General features: G+C 38.5%; 23 protein-coding genes and 1 pseudogene. 14 read left to right on the plus strand and 10 right to left on the minus strand.

The window, feature by feature from the left end; all coding sequences use genetic code 11:
* Positions 1-8 precede the first annotated feature (8 nt).
* From D2A30_04850 to D2A30_04860, 3 genes are all read left to right on the plus strand, one after another.
* Positions 9-680, plus strand: coding sequence for a DNA-binding response regulator (locus tag D2A30_04850; protein ID ULL20966.1), 672 nt, complete (start codon positions 9-11; stop codon positions 678-680).
* Positions 673-2,046 (plus strand): sensor histidine kinase, encoded by a 1,374-nt coding sequence (locus tag D2A30_04855; protein ID ULL20967.1) that lies wholly within the window; start codon positions 673-675, stop codon positions 2,044-2,046. The genes D2A30_04850 and D2A30_04855 overlap by 8 nt, the downstream gene beginning before the upstream one ends.
* An 86-nt stretch (positions 2,047-2,132) precedes the next feature.
* The gene (locus D2A30_04860; protein ID ULL20968.1) at positions 2,133-3,350 is read left to right on the plus strand and encodes a transglutaminase; all 1,218 of its coding nucleotides are present in this window, start codon (positions 2,133-2,135) and stop codon (positions 3,348-3,350) included.
* Between the two features lie 33 nt (positions 3,351-3,383).
* Here D2A30_04860 and D2A30_04865 read toward each other — a convergent pair whose 3' ends face one another.
* Together D2A30_04865 and D2A30_04870 are read right to left on the minus strand one after the other, a co-directional pair.
* Complete coding sequence (locus D2A30_04865; protein ULL21989.1) at positions 3,384-3,617, minus strand: 30S ribosomal protein S20; 234 nt, start codon at positions 3,615-3,617, stop codon at positions 3,384-3,386.
* Positions 3,618-3,690: 73 nt separating this feature from the next.
* Positions 3,691-4,611: a type I pantothenate kinase gene (locus tag D2A30_04870; GenBank protein ID ULL20969.1), complete on the minus strand. Its 921-nt coding sequence runs from the start codon at positions 4,609-4,611 to the stop codon at positions 3,691-3,693.
* Between the two features lie 75 nt (positions 4,612-4,686).
* Here D2A30_04870 and D2A30_04875 point away from each other — a divergent pair, with 75 nt between their 5' ends.
* The 8 genes from D2A30_04875 to D2A30_04910 all read left to right on the plus strand — a co-directional run bounded on the left by D2A30_04875 (position 4,687) and on the right by D2A30_04910 (position 12,510).
* On the plus strand, positions 4,687-5,277 hold the full coding sequence (locus D2A30_04875) for a class I SAM-dependent methyltransferase (protein ID ULL20970.1): 591 nt from the start codon (positions 4,687-4,689) through the stop codon (positions 5,275-5,277).
* Positions 5,274-6,551, plus strand: a complete 1,278-nt coding sequence (locus D2A30_04880; GenBank protein ULL20971.1) for a pyrimidine-nucleoside phosphorylase — start codon at positions 5,274-5,276, stop codon at positions 6,549-6,551. The genes D2A30_04875 and D2A30_04880 overlap by 4 nt, the downstream gene beginning before the upstream one ends.
* Before the next feature lie 15 nt (positions 6,552-6,566).
* Positions 6,567-7,229 (plus strand): deoxyribose-phosphate aldolase, encoded by a 663-nt coding sequence (gene deoC, locus D2A30_04885; GenBank protein ID ULL20972.1) that lies wholly within the window; start codon positions 6,567-6,569, stop codon positions 7,227-7,229.
* The gene (locus D2A30_04890) at positions 7,216-7,605 is read left to right on the plus strand and encodes a cytidine deaminase (GenBank protein ID ULL20973.1); all 390 of its coding nucleotides are present in this window, start codon (positions 7,216-7,218) and stop codon (positions 7,603-7,605) included. The genes deoC and D2A30_04890 overlap by 14 nt, the downstream gene beginning before the upstream one ends.
* Positions 7,606-7,686: 81 nt before the next feature.
* Positions 7,687-8,748 (plus strand): BMP family ABC transporter substrate-binding protein, encoded by a 1,062-nt coding sequence (locus D2A30_04895; protein ULL20974.1) that lies wholly within the window; start codon positions 7,687-7,689, stop codon positions 8,746-8,748.
* Between the two features lie 217 nt (positions 8,749-8,965).
* Positions 8,966-10,501: an ABC transporter ATP-binding protein gene (locus D2A30_04900; GenBank protein ID ULL20975.1), complete on the plus strand. Its 1,536-nt coding sequence runs from the start codon at positions 8,966-8,968 to the stop codon at positions 10,499-10,501.
* A complete protein-coding gene (locus D2A30_04905; protein ULL20976.1) occupies positions 10,494-11,555 on the plus strand; it encodes an ABC transporter permease in 1,062 nt (353 codons plus the stop codon). Before D2A30_04900 ends, D2A30_04905 begins: the two co-directional genes overlap by 8 nt.
* Before the next feature lies 1 nt (position 11,556).
* Entirely contained in the window at positions 11,557-12,510 is a 954-nt protein-coding gene (locus D2A30_04910) for an ABC transporter permease (GenBank protein ID ULL20977.1), read from the plus strand.
* Between the two features lie 302 nt (positions 12,511-12,812).
* On the opposite strand, the gene D2A30_04915 is transcribed toward D2A30_04910, so the two are convergent.
* Positions 12,813-13,796 carry an L-lactate dehydrogenase gene (locus tag D2A30_04915; protein ULL20978.1) on the minus strand — a complete coding sequence of 328 codons (984 nt, stop codon included), beginning with the start codon at positions 13,794-13,796 and terminating at the stop codon, positions 12,813-12,815.
* 190 nt (positions 13,797-13,986) lie between these two features.
* On the opposite strand from D2A30_04915, the gene D2A30_04920 reads away from it, so the two are divergent.
* From D2A30_04920 to D2A30_04930, 3 genes are all read left to right on the plus strand, one after another.
* Positions 13,987-16,431 (plus strand): DNA gyrase subunit A, encoded by a 2,445-nt coding sequence (locus D2A30_04920; GenBank protein ULL20979.1) that lies wholly within the window; start codon positions 13,987-13,989, stop codon positions 16,429-16,431.
* Positions 16,432-16,434: 3 nt separating this feature from the next.
* Positions 16,435-17,184, plus strand: a complete 750-nt coding sequence (locus tag D2A30_04925; GenBank protein ID ULL20980.1) for a class A sortase — start codon at positions 16,435-16,437, stop codon at positions 17,182-17,184.
* A 142-nt stretch (positions 17,185-17,326) separates the two neighbouring features.
* A complete protein-coding gene (locus tag D2A30_04930) occupies positions 17,327-18,007 on the plus strand; it encodes a JAB domain-containing protein (GenBank protein ID ULL20981.1) in 681 nt (226 codons plus the stop codon).
* Here the strand turns inward: D2A30_04930 and D2A30_04935 are convergent.
* From D2A30_04935 to D2A30_04965, 7 genes and pseudogenes are all read right to left on the minus strand, one after another.
* Positions 18,004-18,685, minus strand: a pseudogene (locus D2A30_04935) (gamma-glutamyl-gamma-aminobutyrate hydrolase family protein). The gene D2A30_04930 and the pseudogene D2A30_04935 overlap by 4 nt on opposite strands.
* A gap of 3 nt (positions 18,686-18,688) precedes the next feature.
* Complete coding sequence (locus tag D2A30_04940) at positions 18,689-19,327, minus strand: redox-sensing transcriptional repressor Rex (GenBank protein ID ULL20982.1); 639 nt, start codon at positions 19,325-19,327, stop codon at positions 18,689-18,691.
* Positions 19,328-19,475: 148 nt separating this feature from the next.
* On the minus strand, positions 19,476-19,679 hold the full coding sequence (locus D2A30_04945; GenBank protein ULL20983.1) for a DUF4649 family protein: 204 nt from the start codon (positions 19,677-19,679) through the stop codon (positions 19,476-19,478).
* Positions 19,676-20,026, minus strand: a complete 351-nt coding sequence (locus tag D2A30_04950; GenBank protein ID ULL20984.1) for a cysteine desulfurase — start codon at positions 20,024-20,026, stop codon at positions 19,676-19,678. Before D2A30_04950 ends, D2A30_04945 begins: the two co-directional genes overlap by 4 nt.
* Position 20,027: 1 nt before the next feature.
* Complete coding sequence (locus D2A30_04955; GenBank protein ID ULL20985.1) at positions 20,028-21,143, minus strand: cysteine desulfurase; 1,116 nt, start codon at positions 21,141-21,143, stop codon at positions 20,028-20,030.
* 11 nt (positions 21,144-21,154) lie between these two features.
* On the minus strand, positions 21,155-22,132 hold the full coding sequence (locus D2A30_04960) for a ribose-phosphate diphosphokinase (protein ULL20986.1): 978 nt from the start codon (positions 22,130-22,132) through the stop codon (positions 21,155-21,157).
* Positions 22,133-22,252: 120 nt separating this feature from the next.
* The gene (locus tag D2A30_04965) at positions 22,253-22,828 is read right to left on the minus strand and encodes a CYTH domain-containing protein (protein ULL20987.1); all 576 of its coding nucleotides are present in this window, start codon (positions 22,826-22,828) and stop codon (positions 22,253-22,255) included.
* Between the last annotated feature and the right edge of the window lie 78 nt (positions 22,829-22,906).

Below are 22,906 nucleotides of genomic sequence, written 5' to 3' on the forward strand. Positions count from 1 at the left end.
AGTAGTATATGATTAAGATACTGTTGGTAGAAGACGATTTAAGCCTTTCTAATTCAGTCTTTGATTTTTTAGATGATTTTGCAGACGTTATGCAAGTTTTTGATGGTGAAGAAGGTATTTACGAAGCGGAAACAGGGGTTTATGATTTAATTCTTTTAGATTTAATGTTACCTGAGAAAGATGGTTTTCAAGTATTAAAAGAATTGCGTGAAAAAGGGATCTCAACTCCTGTTCTGATTACGACAGCCAAGGAAGGCCTAGAGGATAAAGGACATGGGTTTGAATTGGGTGCAGATGACTATCTCACAAAACCATTCTATTTAGAAGAACTCAAAATGCGTATTCAAGCCTTGTTAAAACGAGCAGGGAAGTTCAATGAAAATACTCTAACATACGGAGATGTTACTGTCGACTTATCTACAAATACTACGACAGTCAATGGTCAAGAAGTAGAATTGTTAGGGAAAGAGTTCGATTTGTTGGTATATTTCTTACAGAATCAGAATGTGATTTTACCTAAAACACAGATTTTTGATCGTATTTGGGGATTTGATAGTGATACAACCATTTCAGTTGTTGAAGTTTACGTATCGAAAGTAAGGAAAAAATTGAAAGGAACCGCATTTGGAGAAAATCTTCAAACTCTTCGTAGTGTCGGTTACATTTTGAAAAATGTCTAAGCGATTTAAAAAAATCATTTCAACAGATAAATTTTCCTTTTTTATCAGATATTTTGCTGTTTTTACACTCATTTTCGGATTAATGACCGCCATTATCTTCCAGTTAATGCGCTCAACTATGTATCAGACTTCTGATTCAACACTGGCTCGTATCAAAGATGCCCCTGCTTTGGTGGTTGGTTTTGCCATTGCACGGACCTATGAACCAAATTCAGAATTCATTATTCAAGATGGAAATATTGCTGATGAAAGTGATTCTGCAGAATCTAATTCAGATACACCAAACTCTCCTAAAAATCAGAAAGACGATCAGTTGAAACTTGGTTACAATACACATGTATTACTCTATTCAAATGATGGTGTAGTCGTTAATCCAGATAACTTTACAGGACTTTCTGATTTATCCTTAGACAAGAAAAATTTAGGCGAAATAAAGGAAGCAACGGTTGATTCTACATTCGGGGGTTCAGAAGATTATCGTTATGTTACTATTGAATTGGCGCCAGATGACCTTGGCTATTATTCTTCCTATGATATTAAATACGCGACAATTTTCGTGAATGTGAGTCAGATAAAATCATCTATTGAGACGTATGAAACTGCTGTAGCTATTGTCATGGTATCTGCTTGGCTTATTTCCATCTTGGCTAGTATTTATCTGTCAAATTTGAGTATGCGACCTATCTTAATTAGCTATCAAAAACAAAAGGATTTCGTTGAGAATGCTAGTCATGAATTGAGAACGCCTTTAGCTGTGTTACAGAATCGTTTGGAAGGTCTTTTTAGACATCCAAATGCAACCATTTTGGAAAGTAGTGAGAGTATAGGATCAAGCCTAGAGGAAGTTCGTAATATGCGTATGTTAACTACGAATTTACTGAATTTAGCTCGTCGAGATGATGGTTTCAAATTAGATATCGCTGAAGTCCCACCTAGCTATTTTGATGAAATCTTTGAGAATTACATGATGATTGCAGATGAAAATGGTAAAACAGTCAGGGTTAATAATTTGATTGATCAACCAATTCGGACGGATAAGGTGTTGGTAAAACAGCTTCTAACCATCCTATTTGATAATGCAATGAAGTATACCGAAGAAGATGGCGCTATCCAAGTGACAGCCAATATCAAAGATAAGTTAGTTTACTTTACGGTAGCAGACAATGGATTGGGTATCAGTGATAGCGATAAAAAGAAAATTTTTGATCGATTTTATCGTGTAGACAAGGCCCGTACTCGGAGCAAGGGTGGGTTTGGTCTCGGTTTATCCTTAGCCTTACAAATTTCCAATAGTTTGAAAGGCACAATCACTGTGCGGGATAATCAGCCTAAAGGAACTATTTTTGAGGTAAGATTACCGAGATAAAATAAGAAAAATGATAGGAATGTGGCCTATCATTTTTTTGTCGGTTCAAAAGTATGATATACTAGGATGGAGGAGAGGAGTAGGTCGTGAAAAAGAAGAGTTTCTTAATTATATTGATCATTTTGGCTTGTACCCAGTTGACAGGCTGTTCATACTTTCCTCAAACAGAGGATTTTAGCAAGGTAATCAGCGGAGAAGCATCACAAGAAGCTAAAGTCTTTGAAAATGAATTGCAACAGATGAGGGAGGAAGTTGCTGATTACTTTTATTATCAACAATTAGACACTGATGAGGAACGCCGTGTCTACCTCCAATTAGCTAATGGTTTGCGTACCTTTAAACAGCAGATTACAATTGACAGAGTAGACGATGAGACCTATACGCGTGCATTTTTCTCTGTAGCAAATGATTTCCCTGAGTATTACTGGATGACTGACGCAATGAGGGATGGCATTGATTATCAGGACCTTTCTGAGCCTGACTATCCGCTACAGGTTGAAGAAGAAAGTGAAAAAATAGCAACTTTGGCACAATCCATCGTTAGTCAAGCTCCAAAGGATCAGGTATACGATACTGTGAAATTCTTCTATGAATACATTATTCAGCATACGGATTATAATCTTGCAGCTTTGAGTGATAGTCAGATTAGTTGGGACAATCAATCCATAAAATCAGTTTTGCTAGATAATAGCTCGGTATGTGCAGGTTATAGCCGAACCTTTCAATATTTATGTAAATTGGCTGGGATAGAATCTGTCTATGTATCTGGTAATGTGACTGGAACAAATGGTGAAACCATTGAACACGCTTGGAATTTAGTGAAGATTGATCAGCAATACTATGGTGTAGATTCAACCTGGGGTGATCCAGTCTTTGAAGAAGCTATGGGGAGTCAAGCGCAATCTACTATTAGCTATGACTATCTATGTGTTCCAGATTCCATCTTGTATAGAAATAGAGTTGCTGATGCGGACTTACTGAGTTATTGGGGAACAGAATATCCATATACGGAGAGACCACTTACCTATCCTTCTTGTACTGACAATGCCTTAAATTATTACGTTCAGCAAGGCACTTATTTTGAGAATTTTGATGAGGAATTAGTCGTTCAAACTGTTTCTAATCTTTATCAGGCAGGTCAGCGCCGGATTGCGTGTCAATTTTCTAATCAAGCAGCCTTGAATCAAATGGTGGAATATGCAGCTTCGGGTACCAATCGACTATTTGAAGTACTGGGCTGGATTGAAACTTACCAATATCTGTACAATGAACAGACCTTAACATTTGAATTGGTAGTAGACTAGAAAAAAAGAAGTCCTTGATAGACTTCTTTTTTATTATGCAAGTTTTGATGCAAGACGTGCTTTGTCGCGGCTTGCTTTGTTTTTGTGAATCAAACCTTTAGTTTCTGCTTTATCGATTGCTGAGCTAGCAAAGCGGAAAAGCTCTTCAGATGGGTTAGCTTCAAATGTTTTAATTGCAGTACGCATAGCTGATTTTTGTGCTGAGTTTTTTTCGTTTTGTTTAACGTTCAATTCAGCGCGTTTGATAGCTGACTTAATGTTTGCCAATGGTTTCACCTCCACCCTTTCTTGTACTAACTATACCATTATATATGAAAAGACTGCATTTGACAAGTGAAATTTATTTTTTTAAGTAAATTTCATCGATTTCGTGATTCAATCCTTTGTGTAGGATAATATCTGCTCGGTTTCGTGTCGGTTCAATATACTTTTCTAGGTTGGCCAAGTTAATATTTTTCCAGATACTTTGAGCCATTTCAATGACTTCTGCAAATGGTAAATGTGTGAAGCGATGGTAATAGTTTGTGGGATCTTTTTCAGCTAGTTTCAGCAATTTTTGGAATCGTTCAAAGTACCAGGTTTCAATATTATCCACGTCAGCATCTACATAAATCGAAACATCAAAATAGTCGCTCACATACAATCGTTGGTTTTGAGGATTTTGGAATACGTTGATGCCTTCCACGATGAGGAAATCAGGTGCCTCGATGGTTTGATAAGAATCTGGAACGATATCGTAAATTTCGTGTGAATAAGTTGGAATGCTAAAAGATTCACCATTTTTTATAGTATCCACAAAATTCAGTAACAGCTCCATATTGTATGATTCAGGAAACCCTTTTTTGTCAAGAAGACCTTTTTCTTGAAGCTCTGCATTTGGATAAAGAAATCCATCTGTCGTAACCAACTCAACTTTTGCATGCCTAAATGTTTGGGAAAGTAATATTTGTAGAAGTCGACTGGTTGTAGATTTTCCGACAGCAACACTACCAGACACACCTATGATAAAGGGTTGTTCTTTGATTTTCTTTTGTAAAAACAAACTTTTTGAAAAGGTTAAATCCGTGCGAGCTTTACGATAAATGCGAATGAGATTGATCAATGGTAAATAGACGTCCGAAACTTCTTGGAGTTTTATATTATCATTGAAACTCTTTATGGAGTTTAGTTCTTCTTGTGTGAGTGGAGCTGTCGTATGGCGGTGAAGTTGTTGCCAGGTTTCTCTGCTAATGCGTTCAAAATTTATAAATTCATTTTTCATGGGCCTATTGTAGCACGAATTAGATTTTAAGTAAAACATCTTGTAAACGCTTTTTGGAAATGTTATAATTAAGACATGTCAAATATGTATTACGAGAAAAATCCAAGTACAGCACATGATATTCATGAACTTCGTGTTCTTTTACTGGACACCCCAATGACATTCCAAACAGACGCAGGGGTATTTAGTAAGAAAATGATAGATTATGGAAGTCAGGTGCTTTTAAAGTCTCTTCATTTAGAAGAAGGAAAGTCTTTGCTTGACGTAGGTTGTGGCTATGGTACGATTGGCTTAACACTTGCAAAGGTCTATCATGTTGACACTACAATGATAGATATCAATAACAGAGCCTTGGCATTGGCTGAAAAAAATGCTACACTAAACAATGTTGCTGTCGACATTTTCCAATCCGATATCTATGAAAATGTGACAAAACAATTTGATTATATTGTTTCAAACCCTCCAATTCGCGCTGGTAAGGCGGTTGTTCACCAAGTGATTTCAGGAGCTAAGAATCATCTATCCGAAAATGGCACGCTTACTATTGTAATTCAGAAAAAACAAGGTGCACCAAGTGCAAAAGCTAAGATGGAAGAGGTTTTTGGAAACTGTGAAATTATCAGGAAGGATAAAGGATATTATATCCTCGAAAGTGTGAACAAATGAGAGCAGTTGACTTAATTCAAAAAAAAAGAGATGGTTTAGAATTATCGTCAGATGAGATCAAATGGTTGATTGACGGTTACGTAGCTGGAACTGTTCCAGATTATCAGATGTCTGCTCTTGCGATGGCTATTTACTTTAAGGGCATGTCAACGCGTGAAATTTCAGATTTAACCATGTCTATGGTTGCAACGGGTGAACAGATTGATTTATCAGCCATTCCAGGTATAAAAGTGGATAAACATTCTACTGGTGGTGTTGGTGACAAGGTCACCCTGATTCTTGCCCCTCTGGTTGCAAGTTTTGGTGTTCCTGTAGCAAAAATGAGCGGTCGTGGTTTAGGCCATACTGGTGGTACACTAGACAAGTTAGAATCGATTAATGGTTTTCAAATTGAAGTTAGTCAAGAAGATTTTATTAAACAAGTTCAAGAAACTGGTGTTGCAGTAATTGGCCAATCTGACAATCTGGTGAAAGCGGACAAATTACTCTACGCCCTTCGAGATGTCACTGCCACAGTTGATATTATTCCTTTAATTGCAAGTTCTGTCATGTCTAAAAAAATTGCAGCAGGTGCAGATGCGATTCTTCTAGATGTCACTGTTGGTGAGGGTGCTTTCATGAAGACTGTGGAGGATGCGCGTGTTCTTGCACAAACCATGGTTGATTTAGGGAATGCTGTTGGCCGTAAAACAGTCGCAGTTTTGACAGACATGTCACAACCAGTAGGGACTTCAATTGGTAATCGATTAGAAATTTTAGAAGCCCTTGAAATATTGCAAGGGAGAGGTCGCGAGGATGTAACCAATTTCATTTGCGAATTAGCACATATCATGTTAGTTCTTGCGAATGTTGAAAAGAGTGTTGAAGAAGTTAAACAGCATATTGATAATGGCCTCGCATTGAAGAAGTTTGAGGAAATGGTGCTTGCACAGGGTGGTGATTTATCTGATCTATACCGACCTGTAGAAGTGTCACACCAAGTTCCTGTTTATGCAGAGAAAGACGGTTATATCGTGGCACTACCAGCATTAGAGTTTGGCTTATTTGCCATGAAACTTGGTGCAGGTCGCGCTGTAAAATCGGATCAATTGGATTACGAAACGGGAATTATTTTCCATAAAAAAGTAGGTGAATCTGTTGCAGAAGGTGAACAGATTGCGACAATATATGCCAATGAAAATATTTCGGAAGATATGCTTACAAATTTTCAAAAAAATGTTAAAATAGATAAAACAAGTGTAAAGACGAAAGAAATTATTGAAATAATTTATTAATGTACGGAGAAAACCATGAAATTGAATAAATATATTGATCATACAATCTTAAAACCAGAAACAACACAAGAACAGGTTGAAAAGATTCTATCTGAAGCAAAAGAATATGATTTTGCTAGTGTCTGTGTAAATCCAACATGGGTTTCATTGGCAGCAGAAAGCCTGAAAGACAGTGATGTTAAAGTTTGTACAGTAATTGGCTTCCCTTTGGGAGCAAGTACTTCTGCAGTTAAAGCCTTTGAAACCAAAGATGCTATTGCAAATGGTGCTGATGAGATTGATATGGTGATCAATGTCGGTGCTTTAAAAGCTGGAAATGATGCCTTGGTTTTGGATGATATTAAAGCAGTTGTAGATGCTAGTGGTGATAAACTTGTTAAAGTAATCATCGAAGCTTGCTTATTAACAGATGATGAGAAAGTGAGAGCTTGTCAATTGTCAAAAGAAGCTGGAGCTGATTATGTGAAGACTTCTACCGGTTTTTCAACTGGTGGTGCTACAGTTGCTGACGTCGCATTGATGAGAAAAACTGTGGGTCCAGACATGGGCGTTAAAGCTTCTGGTGGTGCACGTTCTTATGAAGATGCTATTGCCTTCATCGAAGCTGGAGCATCTCGAATTGGTGCATCGTCAGGTGTAGCAATTATGAACGGAGCACAGGCGGATGGAGACTACTAATTTAATAGAACTAGTTGTAGACAATAGCAAATATGCCTATGTGCCCTATTCACATTTTCCAGTCAGTGCTATTCTTGTTACAAAGTCTGGGGAACTATATTCAGGTGTGAATATAGAAAATGCTAGTTTTGGGTTGACGAATTGTGCCGAGAGAACAGCGATTTTTAAAGCAATCTCCGAGGGAGTACGTGACTTCTCTGAAATTATTATTTATGGTGAAACAGAGAAGCCAATATCTCCTTGTGGAGCATGTCGCCAAGTTATGGCGGAATTTTTTGATAAGGATTTAAAAGTGACTCTTGTCGCTAAAGATAAATCGACAGTCGTGATGACAGTCGGGGAATTACTTCCATATTCCTTTACAGACTTATCTTAGTCTATATGGCAGTCTAATGACTGTAGCAATCTCATTCTGCAACACAATAGTTGCAAAACGTTTTTTTAGGAGGGTTCAGAAATGAACAAGAAATTTATTGGCCTTGGGCTAGCTTCAGTTGCAGCTCTTTCTTTAGCAGCTTGCGGAAGCCGTACTGCAAAGAATGATTCGTCATCATCTGATAGTGCTTCAAGCATTAAAGCAGCAATTGTTACCGATATCGGTGGTGTTGATGACCGTTCATTTAACCAATCTGCGTGGGAAGGTCTTCAAGAGTGGGGCGATGCAGCGGGTCTTTCTAAAGGTAATGGTTATGACTATTTCCAATCTGCTAATGAATCAGAATACATTACCAACCTTGATTCAGCAGTTTCAGGCGGTTACAACCTAGTATTTGGTATTGGCTTTGCGTTGGAATCAGCGATTAAAGAAGTGGCTCCAAACAACCCAGATACACACTATGTTATCGTGGATAGTGTTGTTGCTGACGAAGATAACGTAGTTAGCGTTGGTTTCGCTGACCATGAAGCTTCTTACCTTGCTGGTGTTGCGGCTGCTAAATCAACTAAAACGAAACAAGTTGGTTTTGTCGGTGGTATGAAAAGTGAAGTTATCGACCGTTTTGAAGCTGGTTTCGTAGCTGGTGTTAAATCTGTCGATGAATCAATCAAAATTGATATTCAATACGCTGGTTCATTTGGTGATGCTGCTAAAGGTCAAACGATCGCTGCTGCTCAATACGCTGCAGGTGCAGATATTATCTTCCACGCTTCTGGTGGTACTGGTAATGGTGTGTTTGCCGCTGCTAAAGCTGAAAACGAAACTCGTAATGAAGCAGATAAAGTTTGGGTAATCGGTGTTGACCGTGACCAATCCGCAGAAGGTGCTTACACTTCTAAAGATGGTAAAGAATCTAACTTTGTATTGGCATCTACTTTGAAACTAGTTGGTGCAGCAGTAAAAGATATTGCTACAAAAGCTGAAAATGGTGAATTCCCTGGTGGTGAAATCGTTCGTTATACTCTTGCTGATAAAGGTGTAGAGTTGGCTGAAACTAACCTTTCAGATGATGCTGCGAAAGCTGTTGCTGACGCAAAACAAGCTATTCTTGATGGTAAAATAGAAGTACCAGAAAAACCATAAGTTTTATATTGATGAATTCCGAAAGGGCGTCCACTCGGTCGCCCTTTTAGAAGCTGAGATTTTTCTCAGTAAAGCCTATCATAATTGGTAGGTTTTACTGGTAAAAATGGTACAGTTAGCTGGAATGAACCTGCTAGTAACCCTACTTTCTTAAATGGGAATTAGTGGTTGGCAGTCGGCTCAATCTGTTTAACTGTAATCAGAAAGGAACTAGATTATGACTAAGGATTATGTCATTGAGATGCGTAATATCACCAAAATATTTGGTGAGTTTGTTGCCAACGACCATATTAATTTGAATGTCAGACGTGGAGAAATTCACGCCCTTTTGGGTGAAAATGGTGCGGGTAAATCGACACTTATGAATATGCTTGCAGGCTTATTGGAGCCTACAAGCGGTGAGATTGTCATTAATGGTAAGGAAGTGAAAATTGATTCCCCTTCCAAAGCTGCACACTTGGGTATCGGGATGGTTCATCAACACTTTATGTTAGTGGATGCCTTTACTGTTGCTGAAAATATTATTTTAGGTAGTGAAACTACTAAAGCCGGTGTTATTGACCTTAAGAAGGCTATTGCAGAAATTAAAGAACTCTCTGCTCGCTACGGTCTTGAAGTAGATCCGACTGCAAAAGTTGCGGATATTTCTGTAGGGGCACAACAACGTGTGGAAATTTTAAAAACACTGTATCGTGGTGCAGACTTACTAATCTTTGATGAACCAACTGCTGTACTTACTCCGGCAGAGATTGCAGAGCTATTGAAGATTATGAAGACCTTAGTCTCAGAAGGCAAATCAATTATTTTGATTACGCATAAATTGGATGAAATTCGTGCTGTTGCAGATAGTGTAACGGTTATTCGACGTGGTAAATCGATTCAAACTGTGGCAGTTGAAGGAGCAACCAACCAAGATTTGGCTGAATGGATGGTTGGGCGTTCTGTTTCTTTCAAAACAGAGAAAATTGAATCCCATCCAAAAGAAGTTGTTCTTTCTATTAAAGATTTGGTAGTCAATGAAAACCGCGGTATCCCAGCAGTGAAAGGTCTATCTCTTGACGTACGTGCAGGGGAAATAGTGGGTATTGCAGGTATTGATGGCAATGGACAAAGTGAATTGATTCAAGCAATTACTGGACTTCGCAAAGTGAAATCTGGTTCTATCACGATTAAAGGTGAGGAAGTGGTTGGTAAATCACCACGTAAGATTACTGAGATGCAGGTGAGTCACGTTCCTGAAGATCGTCACCGTGATGGTTTAGTGCTTCCGTTGACCGTTGCTGAAAATATTGCTCTACAAACTTACTATAAAGAACCAAATTCTAAAAATGGTATTTTGAATTACACAGCGATTAATGAAAAGGCCCGTCAATTGATGCATGAATTTGATGTGCGTGGTGCAAGTGAATTAGTTCCAGCAAAAGCTCTTTCAGGTGGTAACCAACAAAAAGCGATCATTGCAAGGGAAATCGATCGCAATCCTGATTTATTGATTGTCAGTCAACCAACACGTGGTTTGGATGTTGGTGCCATTGAATATATTCGTAAACGTCTTATTGCTGAACGGGATAAGGGGAAAGCAGTATTGGTTGTCAGCTTCGAATTGGATGAAATTTTGGATGTATCAGACCGTATTGCTGTCATCCACGATGGTGTCATTCATGGTATTCTTGATCCTGCTAAGACAAACAAACAAGAATTGGGTGTCTTGATGGCTGGTGGTCATATCGAGGAGGGAGAAGTACATGCTTAAGAAATATCAAACAATACTATTCCCATTGCTAGCGGCAATCAGTGGCTTAGTGCTTGGGGCGATCATCATGTTCATTTTTGGCTATGATCCAATTTGGGGATATGAGGAATTATTCTACTCTGCTTTTGGGAACATCAAATCAATCGGTGAGATTTTCCGGGCAATGGCTCCTTTAATCTTTACTGCGTTAGGATTCGCAGTCGCAAGTCGCGCAGGTTTCTTCAACGTTGGTTTGTCTGGTCAAGCCTATGTCGGCTGGGTTTTTGCAGGTTGGTTTGCATTGTTAAATCCTGATTTACCACGACCAGTTTTGATTTTGGGCACGGTTGTGATAGCGATGGTAGCAGGTGGTATTGCTGGCGCAATTCCTGGTATCCTTCGTGCCTATCTCGGAACGAGTGAAGTTATTGTTACGATTATGATGAACTACATCATTCTCTATTCATGTAACTATATCATTCGTGATGTATTTTCAGAAAATTTGATGAAAAATACAGATTCTACAATTAACGTTTCTGCTAACGCCTCTTATCAAACAGAATGGTTGCGAGCTCTAACGAACAACTCACGGATGAATATTGGTATTTTCTTTGCCATTATTGCTGTCATAGTTATTTGGTTCTTAATGACAAAGACAACGCTTGGTTTTGAAATTCGTTCAGTGGGTATCAACCCAACTGCATCTAACTACGCTGGTATGTCAGCTAAACAAACGATTATTCTATCAATGGTTATTTCCGGTGCTTTAGCTGGACTTGGTGGTGCAATCCAAGGGTTAGGAACGTTCCAGAACGTTTATATTCAAAGTGGTAATTTAGATATTGGATTCAATGGTATGTCAGTTGCCCTACTGGCTTCGAACTCACCACTGGGAATTCCTTTTGCAGCCTTCTTGTTTGGTACACTTTCTGTAGGTGCACCTGGTATGGTTCGTGCACAAATTCCACCAGAATTGATAAACGTTGTTACAGCGTCCATTATTTTCTTCATTGGTGTGAAGTATATCTTTGAACTATTTTTGAATTCAAAAAAAGTAGCGAAAGGAGCTAAGTAAGATGAACTTATCTATTTTAACCCTACTCATTTCGCAAATGCTCATTTATTCAGCACCTTTGATTTTCACAAGTCTTGGAGGAGTATTCTCTGAGCGAAGTGGTATCGTAAACGTTGGTTTGGAAGGAATCATGGTTATTGGTGCCTTTGCTGGTGTTGTCTTCAACATTGAATTTGCTGAAACTTTTGGTAAAGCTACACCATTTTTAGCGGTCATTGTTGGTGGTTTGGCGGGTGTTGTCTTTGCCACTATCCATGCGATAGCCACTATTAACTTTAGAGCGGATCACGTAGTTTCTGGTACCGTATTGAACTTACTAGCACCTGCACTCGGTGTTTTCCTTGTTAAGGTTTTCTATAATAAAGGACAAACTGATAGTATTCGTGAGTCTTTTGGTAAGTTCTCTTTCCCAGTATTGGCAGATATTCCTGTTATTGGTGATTTATTCTTTAAAAATACAAGTTTGATGGGTTATGTCGCTATTCTGACTGCATTTGTTTCTTGGTTTGTTTTGTATAAAACAAAATTTGGTTTGCGACTTCGCTCTGTTGGTGAACACCCTCAAGCAGCTGATACCCTTGGTATCAATGTATACGCAATGCGTTATGCAGGTGTACTGATGTCAGGTTTCTTAGGCGGTGTTGGTGGTGCTGTAAGTGCCCAATCTGTTAATATCAACTTCTCGGCGACTACGATTATTGGTTCTGGATTCATTGCCTTGGCGGCAGTTATCTTCGGTAAATGGAACCCAATTGGTGCAATGCTTGCTAGTCTATTCTTCGGACTATCACAAAGTCTCGCGGTTATTGGTAGTCAATTGCCTGGTTTGAAAGATATTCCATCAGTATATCTCCAAATCGCTCCATACTTGATTACAGTTATTGCACTTTCTGCCTTCTTTGGACAATCAGTAGCGCCAAAAGCAGACGGTGTTAACTACATTAAATCTAAATAATGTAGGTACACTCTCAATTTTGAGCTTGAGAATTGAGATAATCTAACAATAAAACGCATAAAATCAGTGTTTTGGAACATAATTTTATGCGTTTTTTTGTTTTTTTCCCTATTTAAAATAACTGAGGTGCAGGTTATTAGAACAGCCTAGAGTCTGGCTGTTCTAGGATTGAAATAAGACTTACGTAACAAATCACTTTCGTAGAGTACGGCAAGCCGAAAATGACTATATCAAAGCTAATTCAAATGGATATAAAAAAGGTGGCCTAAGTGACTCACCTTCTTTGCTATTTAATAATAGAATTAGTTTTTAACACCAGCAGCGATTTCTGGGTTAGCGAAAGCATCGTCAATGATGTCTTTCAATTGGCCAGCAGATGCTTGCATTTTTTGCAATTCAGCTTCGCTCAATGGAATGTTAACTGGACGAACGATACCATGTGCACCGATGATAGCTGGTTGTCCGATGAAGACATCTTCAACGCCTTCGTATTGACCAGATTGGTAAACTGACAATGGAAGTACTGCATTTTCATCGTCAAAGATAGCTTTTGTGATACGTGCAAGTGCAGCACCGATACCATAATATGTAGCACCTTTTTTATTGATGATTGAGTAAGCTGCATCACGTACAGATACGAACAAGTCTACAAGACCTTGCTCATCAATATCTCGGTTATCTTGCAACCAGTCATACAATTTCACACCAGCAACGTTTGCATGTGACCAAACAGCAAATTCAGAGTCACCGTGTTCACCCATGATGTAAGCGTGAACTGAACGAGCGTCAATACCGATTTTTTCAGCCAATGCTTGACGGAAACGAGCTGAGTCAAGAGAAGTACCAGAACCGATGACACGTTCTTTAGGGAAACCAGAGAATTTCCAAGTTGAGTATGTAAGAACGTCAACTGGGTTAGCAGCAACAAGGAAAATACCATTGAAGCCAGATTTAACAATTTCAGATACGATTTGTTGGTTGATACGAAGGTTTTTCTGAACCAATTCAAGACGAGTTTCACCTGGTTTTTGTGGCAAACCAGCTGTCAATACAACAAGATCTGCATCATGAGCATCAGAATAATCTGCTGAATAAATTTTCTTAGGTGAAGTGAAGGCCAAAGCGTGGCTCAAATCCTCTGCGTCACCTTGTGTACGGTCTTTATTGATATCTACGATACCCAATTCTTGACCGATACCTTGGTTTACAAGGGCATATGCATAAGCAGAACCTACGGCACCATCACCGACAAGGATCACTTTTTTGTGTTGTTTAGTTGCAGTCATTATCTAAACATCTCCTTTGTTTTATTTAGGGATAGCTATCCCAACCACTAACCATTCTAGCATTTTTTCAGACCTTTGTCACTAAAGAAAGATCGTTTGAAAATGTTTACATAGTGATTTCAAAAGAAGAAAACGTTTGAAAAATATGGTATAATAGTAGTATTAACGACAGTTGAAATGAGGCATATTAATGCAAGACAAAAATTTAGTTACGGTAAATTTGACTAATGAGATGAAGACCTCTTTCATCGATTATGCCATGAGTGTAATCGTTGCACGCGCTCTTCCTGATGTACGTGATGGTCTTAAGCCCGTACACCGACGCATTCTTTATGGAATGAACGAACTTGGTATTACTCCAGATAAGCCACATAAAAAATCTGCACGTATCACTGGTGATGTAATGGGTAAATACCACCCTCATGGTGATAGTGCTATTTATGAGGCAATGGTCCGTATGGCTCAATGGTGGAGCTATCGTCACATGCTGGTTGACGGTCATGGTAACTTTGGTTCCATGGACGGTGATGGTGCCGCTGCCCAGCGGTATACTGAGGCGCGCATGAGCAAGATTGCTCTTGAAATGTTGCGTGATATCAATAAAAACACGGTTGATTTTGCTGATAACTATGACTCGAGCGAGCGTGAGCCAGAAGTACTTCCAGCACGTTTCCCTAATCTATTGGTGAACGGGACTACTGGTATTGCGGTTGGTATGGCAACAAACATTCCACCGCACAACTTGGGTGAAACCATTGATGCTGTTAAGCTCGTGATGGACAATCCTGATGTAACGACGCGTGAAATTATGGAAGTCCTACCTGGGCCAGACTTTCCAACAGGAGCTATGGTCATGGGTAAATCTGGAATTCACCGTGCTTATGAAACTGGTAAAGGCTCAATTGTTCTTCGTTCTCGTACTGAAATTGAAGAATATGGAAACGGACGTGAACGTATCGTTGTTACTGAATTCCCATATATGGTCAATAAGTCCAAGGTTCAAGAGCATATTGTTAAATTGGTTCAAGAAAAACGTATTGAAGGCATTACAGCTGTTCGAGACGAATCTAACCGTGAAGGGGTTCGCTTTGTAATTGAAGTGCGTCGAGATGCCTCAGCTAATGTTATTTTGAACAATCTCTTTAAACAAACGCAATTGCAAACCAACTTTAGTTTCAATATGTTGGCTATTCAAAATGGGGTACCGAAGATTCTTTCTGTACGTCAAATTTTAGAGTCTTATATTGAACACCAAAAAGAAGTTGTTACACGTCGCACTCAATTTGATAAGGAAAAAGCAGAAGCACGCGCTCATATTTTAGAAGGCTTGCTGATTGCTCTGGACCATATTGATGAAGTCATACGTATCATTCGTAATTCAGAAACGGATGCACTTGCTCAAGCTGAATTAATGGAACGTTTTGACTTGTCCGAACGACAAAGTCAGGCTATCTTGGATATGCGTCTTCGTCGTTTGACCGGATTGGAACGTGATAAGATCCAGTCAGAGTATGACGAATTGGTTTCTTTGATAGCTGATTTGATAGATATTTTGGCAAAACCTGAACGTGTTGTCTTGATCATCAAAGAAGAACTAGAAGAAGTAAAACGCAAACATGCTGACCCACGTCGTACTGAATTGATGGTTGGTGAAGTCATTTCCTTGGAAGATGAGGATCTTATTGAGGAAGCAGATGTATTGATTACCTTATCCAATCAAGGCTATATCAAACGGTTGGCACAAGATGAATTCCAAGCTCAAAAACGTGGCGGTCGTGGAGTCCAAGGTACAGGTGTGAAAGATGATGACTTCGTTCGCGAACTAGTATCAACCAGTACCCATGATCACCTGCTTTTCTTCACCAATAAGGGGCGTGTATATCGTCTCAAGGGCTATGAAATTCCTGAATATGGTCGAACCGCTAAGGGGCTCCCAGTTGTCAACTTATTGAAACTGGAAGAAAATGAGTCTATTCAGACCATTATCAATGTGACAAAGGATCAAGCCGCTGATTACTATCTTTTCTTTGCGACGCGTCAAGGGATTGTTAAACGTACAAATGTAAATGAATTCTCCAATATTCGACAAAACGGTCTCAAGGCTTTGAATTTGAAAGATGATGATGAACTAATCAATGTTTTCCTTACTGATGGTCAAGCAGATGTTATTATGGGGACAAAATTTGGCTATTCTGTTCGATTTGCAGAAACAGATGTTCGAAATATGGGCCGTACCGCAACAGGCGTACGTGGAATAAAACTCCGTGAAGGAGATCATTTAGTCAGTGCGACCATTGTATCTGATGATCAGGAAGTGTTAGTCCTTTCAGAAAAAGGTTATGGAAAACGTACACCAGCCTCTGAATATCCAACGAAAGGCCGTGGTGGTAAAGGTATCATCACTCTGAAAGTTGCTGATAAAAATGGCCCTCTTGCTGGTTTAACAACTGTACAGGGCAATGAAGATATTATGGTTATTACGGATACAGGAGTTATCATCCGTACAAGTATTGCTAATATCTCACAGACCGGTCGTTCAACAATGGGTGTTAAAGTCATGCGACTAGATGAAGAAGCAAAAATTATGACCTTTGCCTTAGTTGATGCAGCAGATCAGAAAGATCAAGAGGAGTAGGGAATGTCAAAACGTTCACCGAAAAAGAAGGGCAAGAACAGAACATGGATGAACTTACTTGCCTTGATACTCTTTTTGATTTCACTAGCACTTATTTTCAATACTTCGATTAGAAATTTTATTATTGGTTGGAATACTAATAAGTATCAGATTACAAATATCAGTTCTGAAGATATTGAAAAGAATAAACAAGCGGACTCAACTTTTGATTTTAAACAAGTTGAAGCCGTTTCGACGGAGGCTATTCTGAAGGCGCAATGGGAAGCAGAGAGACTGCCAGTTATTGGTGGAATTACTGTGCCTGAATTGGGAATTAATTTGCCGATTTTCAAGGGTGTAGGGAATACGTCGCTAATGTATGGAGCTGGAACGATGAAAGAGACTCAAGAAATGGGAATAGGAAACTATGCCCTAGCCAGTCACCATATCTTCGGTGTTGCCGGGTCTGCGGATGTCCTTTTCTCTCCATTGGATCGAGCTGAAAAAGGAATGAAGATTTACCTAACTGATAAAAATACAATCTATACCTATGTGATTGATAGTGTTGAAGTTGTAAGTCCAGAAAGCGTCTATGTTATTGACGATGTCGAAGGACGCACAGAAGTGACTTTGGTTACTTGTACGGACTATTATTCAACACAAAGGATTATTGTAAAAGGTATTCTTGAAATTTCTATTCCATATGCTGATGCATCAGAGGATATAAAAAAAGCTTTCTCTCACGGATACAATCAGTATGATTATGGTCAATAAGACAAGACGATTGCCAGCTTTTAAATCATTTTTATGTAACCTTCGAATTAATTTAGAAAGTTGAATGAATAGAGCACGTATTCTCTATATCTTTCAACTTTCTTTTTCCTTGTTTTACGAATAGATGTATGAGGAGGAAATTATGTATCAAATTGATTTTAAAGAAGAATCGCTTTTACCACGTGAGCGTTTAGTCGAAGTTGGGCCAGAACGCCTAAGTAATCAAGAGTTATTAGCTATTTTTATTCGAACGGGTACGAAAAATGAACCTGTCACCATTTTATCCAATAGATTATTGAATCAATTGGAGAATTTAGCAAATTTAAGAGATTTATCTATCGAAGAATTGCAGACTTTAACGGGTATTGGTCGTGTAAAAGCAATAGAGATTAAAGCCATGATTGAGCTCGGAAAACGGATCAATCAATCCCACTTGTTGCTAAATGAACAAGTACTAGGTAGTGAAAAATTGGGTCGCAAGATGATTCAAGAAATTGGAGATAAAAAACAAGAGCATCTGGTTGCGCTCTATCTCAATACACAAAATCAAATCATCAAACAGGAGACAATATTTATTGGAAGTGTGAATCGTAGTATTGCAGAACCACGGGAAATCCTGCATCATGCTATCAAATGCATGGCCACATCAGTGATTATTGTCCATAATCACCCTTCGGGGTCGGTTAACCCTAGCAAGAATGACTTACTTTTTACAGAAAATTTAAAACAGTCCTGCGATGTGCTAGGACTGGTCTTATTAGATCATTTAATTGTAGGTAATAAAAATTACTATTCCTTCCGAGAGGAAAGTGAGCTGTTTTAGAACTGATTGACGATGTAATCAAATAGCCTTTTTTCCGTCTCTCGTTCGCCGTAAAGTAATTCAGGATGCCATTGAACACCCAAAAAGGTATGAGAGTCTCTTGTAGACTGTACCGCTTCAATGGTTTGTTTATCTGGGGATAGGGCGATAATTTCCAAAGAGGGAGCTAATTTGTCGATTGCTTGGCGATGGAATGAATTAACGGTTGGCTCCTGAGCATAGATCTGTGATAATTGGCTTTCAATTGGGAAATAGAGGTCTTGGCTAGGTTGATTGCCGGTATTTTCCTGCCAATGCCCTAAAACCTCTTGATGGAGACTGCCACCTTGGGCGACGGCCTCTACAAATGCCAAATATAGGTTTTTCTTGATGGTGAGCAGCTTCTATCAGTGCTAGTTCAAATCGATCTCGCTCAGGAAAATTATTGCTACTATCTATGAGTAGTTTTTCCTGATAGTGAATAGGCTCAACATTTTGTCCACCAGTCAATACTAATTTATCAACTAGTTTCATATACTGCTCAGCAAGTTCTGGACGAGTGACTGGTAGAATTAGTGGAATGCCACCAGCATCTTCAATAGCATTCACTAAGCAAGTTTGAGTATAAGAAAGCAGGGGTTCTGTATGATCCCCTGTTTTATAATGATTTCCGGAAATTCCAATGATTGGTTGACTCATTTTCTATCCTTTGCGCATGAAATAAAGTAGTGTCTGTAGTTCACTTGTCAAGTCTACATATTGGACAACAACATCTTTAGGAACGGTCAAGTTGATTGGTGAAAAGCTAAGAATACCTTTAACGCCAGCTTCAACCAATACATCAGTAACTTCTTGAGCTTTAACGCTTGGAACCGTTAGGATGGCAGTCTGAGAATTAGCTTCCTTGATGCGATCTTTTAACTCTGAAATCGCATGGATAGGAACATTTTCATCTATGGTTCCGACTGCAGGATTATCATCAGCTTCAAAAGCCATGATGATTTTCATTTTATTTCTTTCGTGAAACTTGTAGTGAAGAAGGGCACGACCCATATTCCCAACCCCGATTAACATAACATTGGTAATCGAGTTATCGTTTAAAATATCGGCAAAAAAGTCCATTAAATCCTTCACATTATAACCAAATCCACGGCGTCCAAGTTCACCAAAATATGAGAAATCTCGGCGGACAGTAGCAGAGTCGATTCCGATTGCCTCTGCAATCTCTTTTGAACTTGCTTTTTCGATTTTCTCCGCATAGAATCGTTTAAATACGCGATAGTAAATGGATAGTCGTTTAGCTGTGGCGCGTGGGATTTCAGTATTTTTATCGTTTTTCACATGTATCTCCTTAAAAACATTTTTATGTTGTTCTACAAAATGTAGAATAATATCTTTTTTGTAAATGATAGATTATCTTCTACTATTTTAGTGCAAGTTTGTGAAAAAATCAACAGATTGAACTGAAAAAGATTAAACAGTTTTCTGTTTAATCTATGGATTGTAAATACTGATAGAGGTCCCCAATTCTTCCTTGAAAATCCAATGGAATTCCATCTCTAAGAATTTGAGTTACTGGGTAATAATCAGGTAAAGTGAGACAACCTGCAAATGCGAGTCTTGCTGCTTCCAGATTGTCAAAATCTTGATGTCTCTCAATTTGAAAAGCATCTTTATAAGATATAGTAATCATAATTTTCCTTCTTTAGTAAAGATATCACGATCTACCAAACTATCCATCAAGAAGTAAAATTTTTCTTGAATTACTTTATTGTTTTCTGCTTTAAAAATATTCACTAAATGAAGTCCGGATTGATCAGTAATATTTATTTTAAAGCCTTGTAGATCTTGATTGATGATGATTTTTAGTAAAAATCCTTGGTTTGAATTTGGGACCTCTTCTAATAAGCGAGTGAGTTGGTAGTGACCAGCCTTTGTTACCTCAAAGGTATTGTCTCGTAATGTATATTTTTTTACAATTGGACTAATATGGTAAATATAATCGCAATCTTTCAATGCTACGGTTTGTTGGAATGCCATGCTAACCTCCAATAATTATTTTTAAAGCTGATAGTAAGATATCTATTTCTTTTTTGGTATTCAATTCTGAAAAACTAATACGTACGGATTCTTTTAATCGAGGAGAGTCACTTCCATACATTGCCTCAAGTACATGACTATTTTCAACGACACCTGCTGTGCAAGCAGATCCAGTGGAAATAGCGATTCCTGCCAAATCTAATCGCATTAGCAATTGTTCGTTGAGTCGTCCTGGAAAGCCAATATTCAGTACATGAGGTAAGTGAGCACCAGCTTGATTAACGTAAAAATCAAATTCACTTAAATTTTTGAGTGTATAGGATTTCAGATCATGAATATACTCAATATTTTGAATCATTTGTGTTGATTGATGGACGAGCGCTGCAGCCATACCTGCAATTGCAGGGAGATTTTCTGTTCCTGCTCTGTGTTGATTTTCTTGCCTCCCACCGTGAATCAGTGAATCGAATTTGTGAATTGAAGAGTAGAGAAAACCAATCCCTTTCGGTCCATGGAATTTATGGGCAGAAGCGGACAGAAAATCAATACCAAGTTCTTGTGGTTTGATTGGAATTTTCCCAACTACTTGAACAGCATCGACATGGAATACAGCTTGATGTTGAGACAAGAGAGAACTGATTTCCCTTATAGGTAGCAGTTGCCCAGTCTCGTTATTGGCATACATGACACTAACAAGAATTGTATCAGGTCGTAGGGCTTCTTTAATCTGTTGAGCTGTGATTTCTTGATTTTCTGGCTTTATATATGTAATTTCAAAGCCGAAACGTTGCTCTAAGTATTCCATGGTATGCAACACAGCATGGTGTTCAATGGCTGTTGTAATAAGGTGTTTTCCACGATGCATATTTGCTAAAGCATAACCTTGAATAGCAAGATTATCTGCTTCAGATCCGCCAGATGTGAAAATGATTGTATCAGGACTTACAGAAAGTACTCTGGCAATGTCTGCTCGTGCTTTTCTGAGTACTTTGTTAGCATCTCGGCCAAATCCGTGGATGCTGGAAGGATTTCCATAGTGACGTTGAGTAACTTCAAACATGCTTGATATGGCTGCCTGAGATAGAGCAGTAGTAGCAGCATTATCTAAATATATCAAAGACTGTACTCCTAGTTTTCTTTTTCTGGATTTGTAAATTTAAAGAGCGGGCTGAGTGGACGATGTTCTTGAATGCGGTGAATAGCATCAGCGATTAAGTCACTTGCAGTTAGGAATGCGATGTTTTTTGGATGTTGTTCTTTACTTGCAACTGAGTCAGTCACTAAAATTTCTTTTATAGATGTTTCATCCAACAATTGCGCAGCTGTTCCAGCGAAAAGACCATGGCTGGCAACAGCGTAAATCTCAGTAGCTCCGCCATCTTCAACAATTTTTGAGGCTTGTGAGAATGTACGGCCAGTATTTAAAATGTCATCGACCAAGATTGCTTTTTTACCAGCTACGTCACCGATGATATAGCCTTCTGCACGGTCAGAATCGTCTTGAGCATAATCAATAATCGCAATCGGAGCATTCAAAAATTCTGCAATATTACGAGCACGCTTGATACCGGAATTTTTTGGACTGACAATGACGACATCCTCACCGCAGAGTCCTTTTTGCATGTAGTATGATGCGAACAATGGTTCAGTCAGCAGGTTATCTACTGGAATATCAAAGAAACCTTGAATTTGAGAAGCGTGTAAATCAAGAGTCAATACACGATCGATACCTGCTTTAACAAGCATATTTGCAACTAGTTTTGCTGTAATTGGTTCACGTGGTGCAGCAGTGCGGTCTTGACGAGCATAGCCGAAATATGGAATGACAGCAGTTACTGAGTTTGCACTTGCACGTTTACATGCATCAATCATGATAAGCAATTCCAAAAGGTGGTTGTTGACTGGAAAACTAGTTGATTGAATAATATAAACGTCAACGCCACGAACGCTCTCTTCAATATTTATTTGAATTTCTCCATCTGAGAATTGGCGAGAAGAAAGTTTTCCTAGAGGCAGTCCAGCAGCGGCTGCTATTTTTTCAGCGATATCACGGTTACTGTTTAGCGAGAATAGTTTAATTTTATGATCACCAGTTGGTTGAACCATTTGAGAAACTCCTTTTTTAATGCTTTTTTATGAAAAATCATAAAAGTAATTTAACAACACATAACTCTATTTTATCAAAAAATCCTATTTTTTTCAGTAGTAAAGTCAAAAAAATCAGCTTTATTGAGCTGATTTTATCTGAGCTGCAGTTCGAGCTACTTTGCTACTAGCGTATTTGAATTGGATAGATTTTTTCTTTAGGAATTCATCGAATAGTATTTTCCCTTCTTCAGCGTCTGATACTTCAACTTCTAGTTCATAATCCGTTTGCCCCAAATAGTCATTCTCATCAAGGGCTATCAATCCGATTGAGGTTTCTTTTTCCAATCGCTTGGTCTTTAAATGTCCCCAAACTGCTAGTTGATTTAATGGAATTGATGTTTTAGAAATAATATCAGAGATTGGACCGGATGGAAGTTCAAAATGGTCAATATAGCCCTGTGCAGTTTTAATATCTAACAATTGATTGTATTCATGATTTCCGATTTCTTGAGGAATTTTCAATGTTAGCTCTGCTATATCCGCAAACGTACGAATGCGAAGCGAAAAGCGGTGGTTTTTCATGTCAAGATTCGGAGTATCAATGTAGTAGTTAGTTTGATAGATGGGGGTAATATCAGAAAATTCAGAGAGGAGCCGATTATATTCTGATTTTGTTAACAAGGTTTTATACTCAATTTCGAGATGGTTTTTCATACAGAAAACCCTTTCATATGTTATAATATATTCGTCTTTGTGTTATTCTAATACATTTTAATAGTTTTTACAAGAAAG

It is taken from the genome of Streptococcus suis (assembly GCA_022354845.1).
Taxonomy (GTDB): Bacteria; Bacillota; Bacilli; order Lactobacillales; family Streptococcaceae; genus Streptococcus; species Streptococcus suis_AA.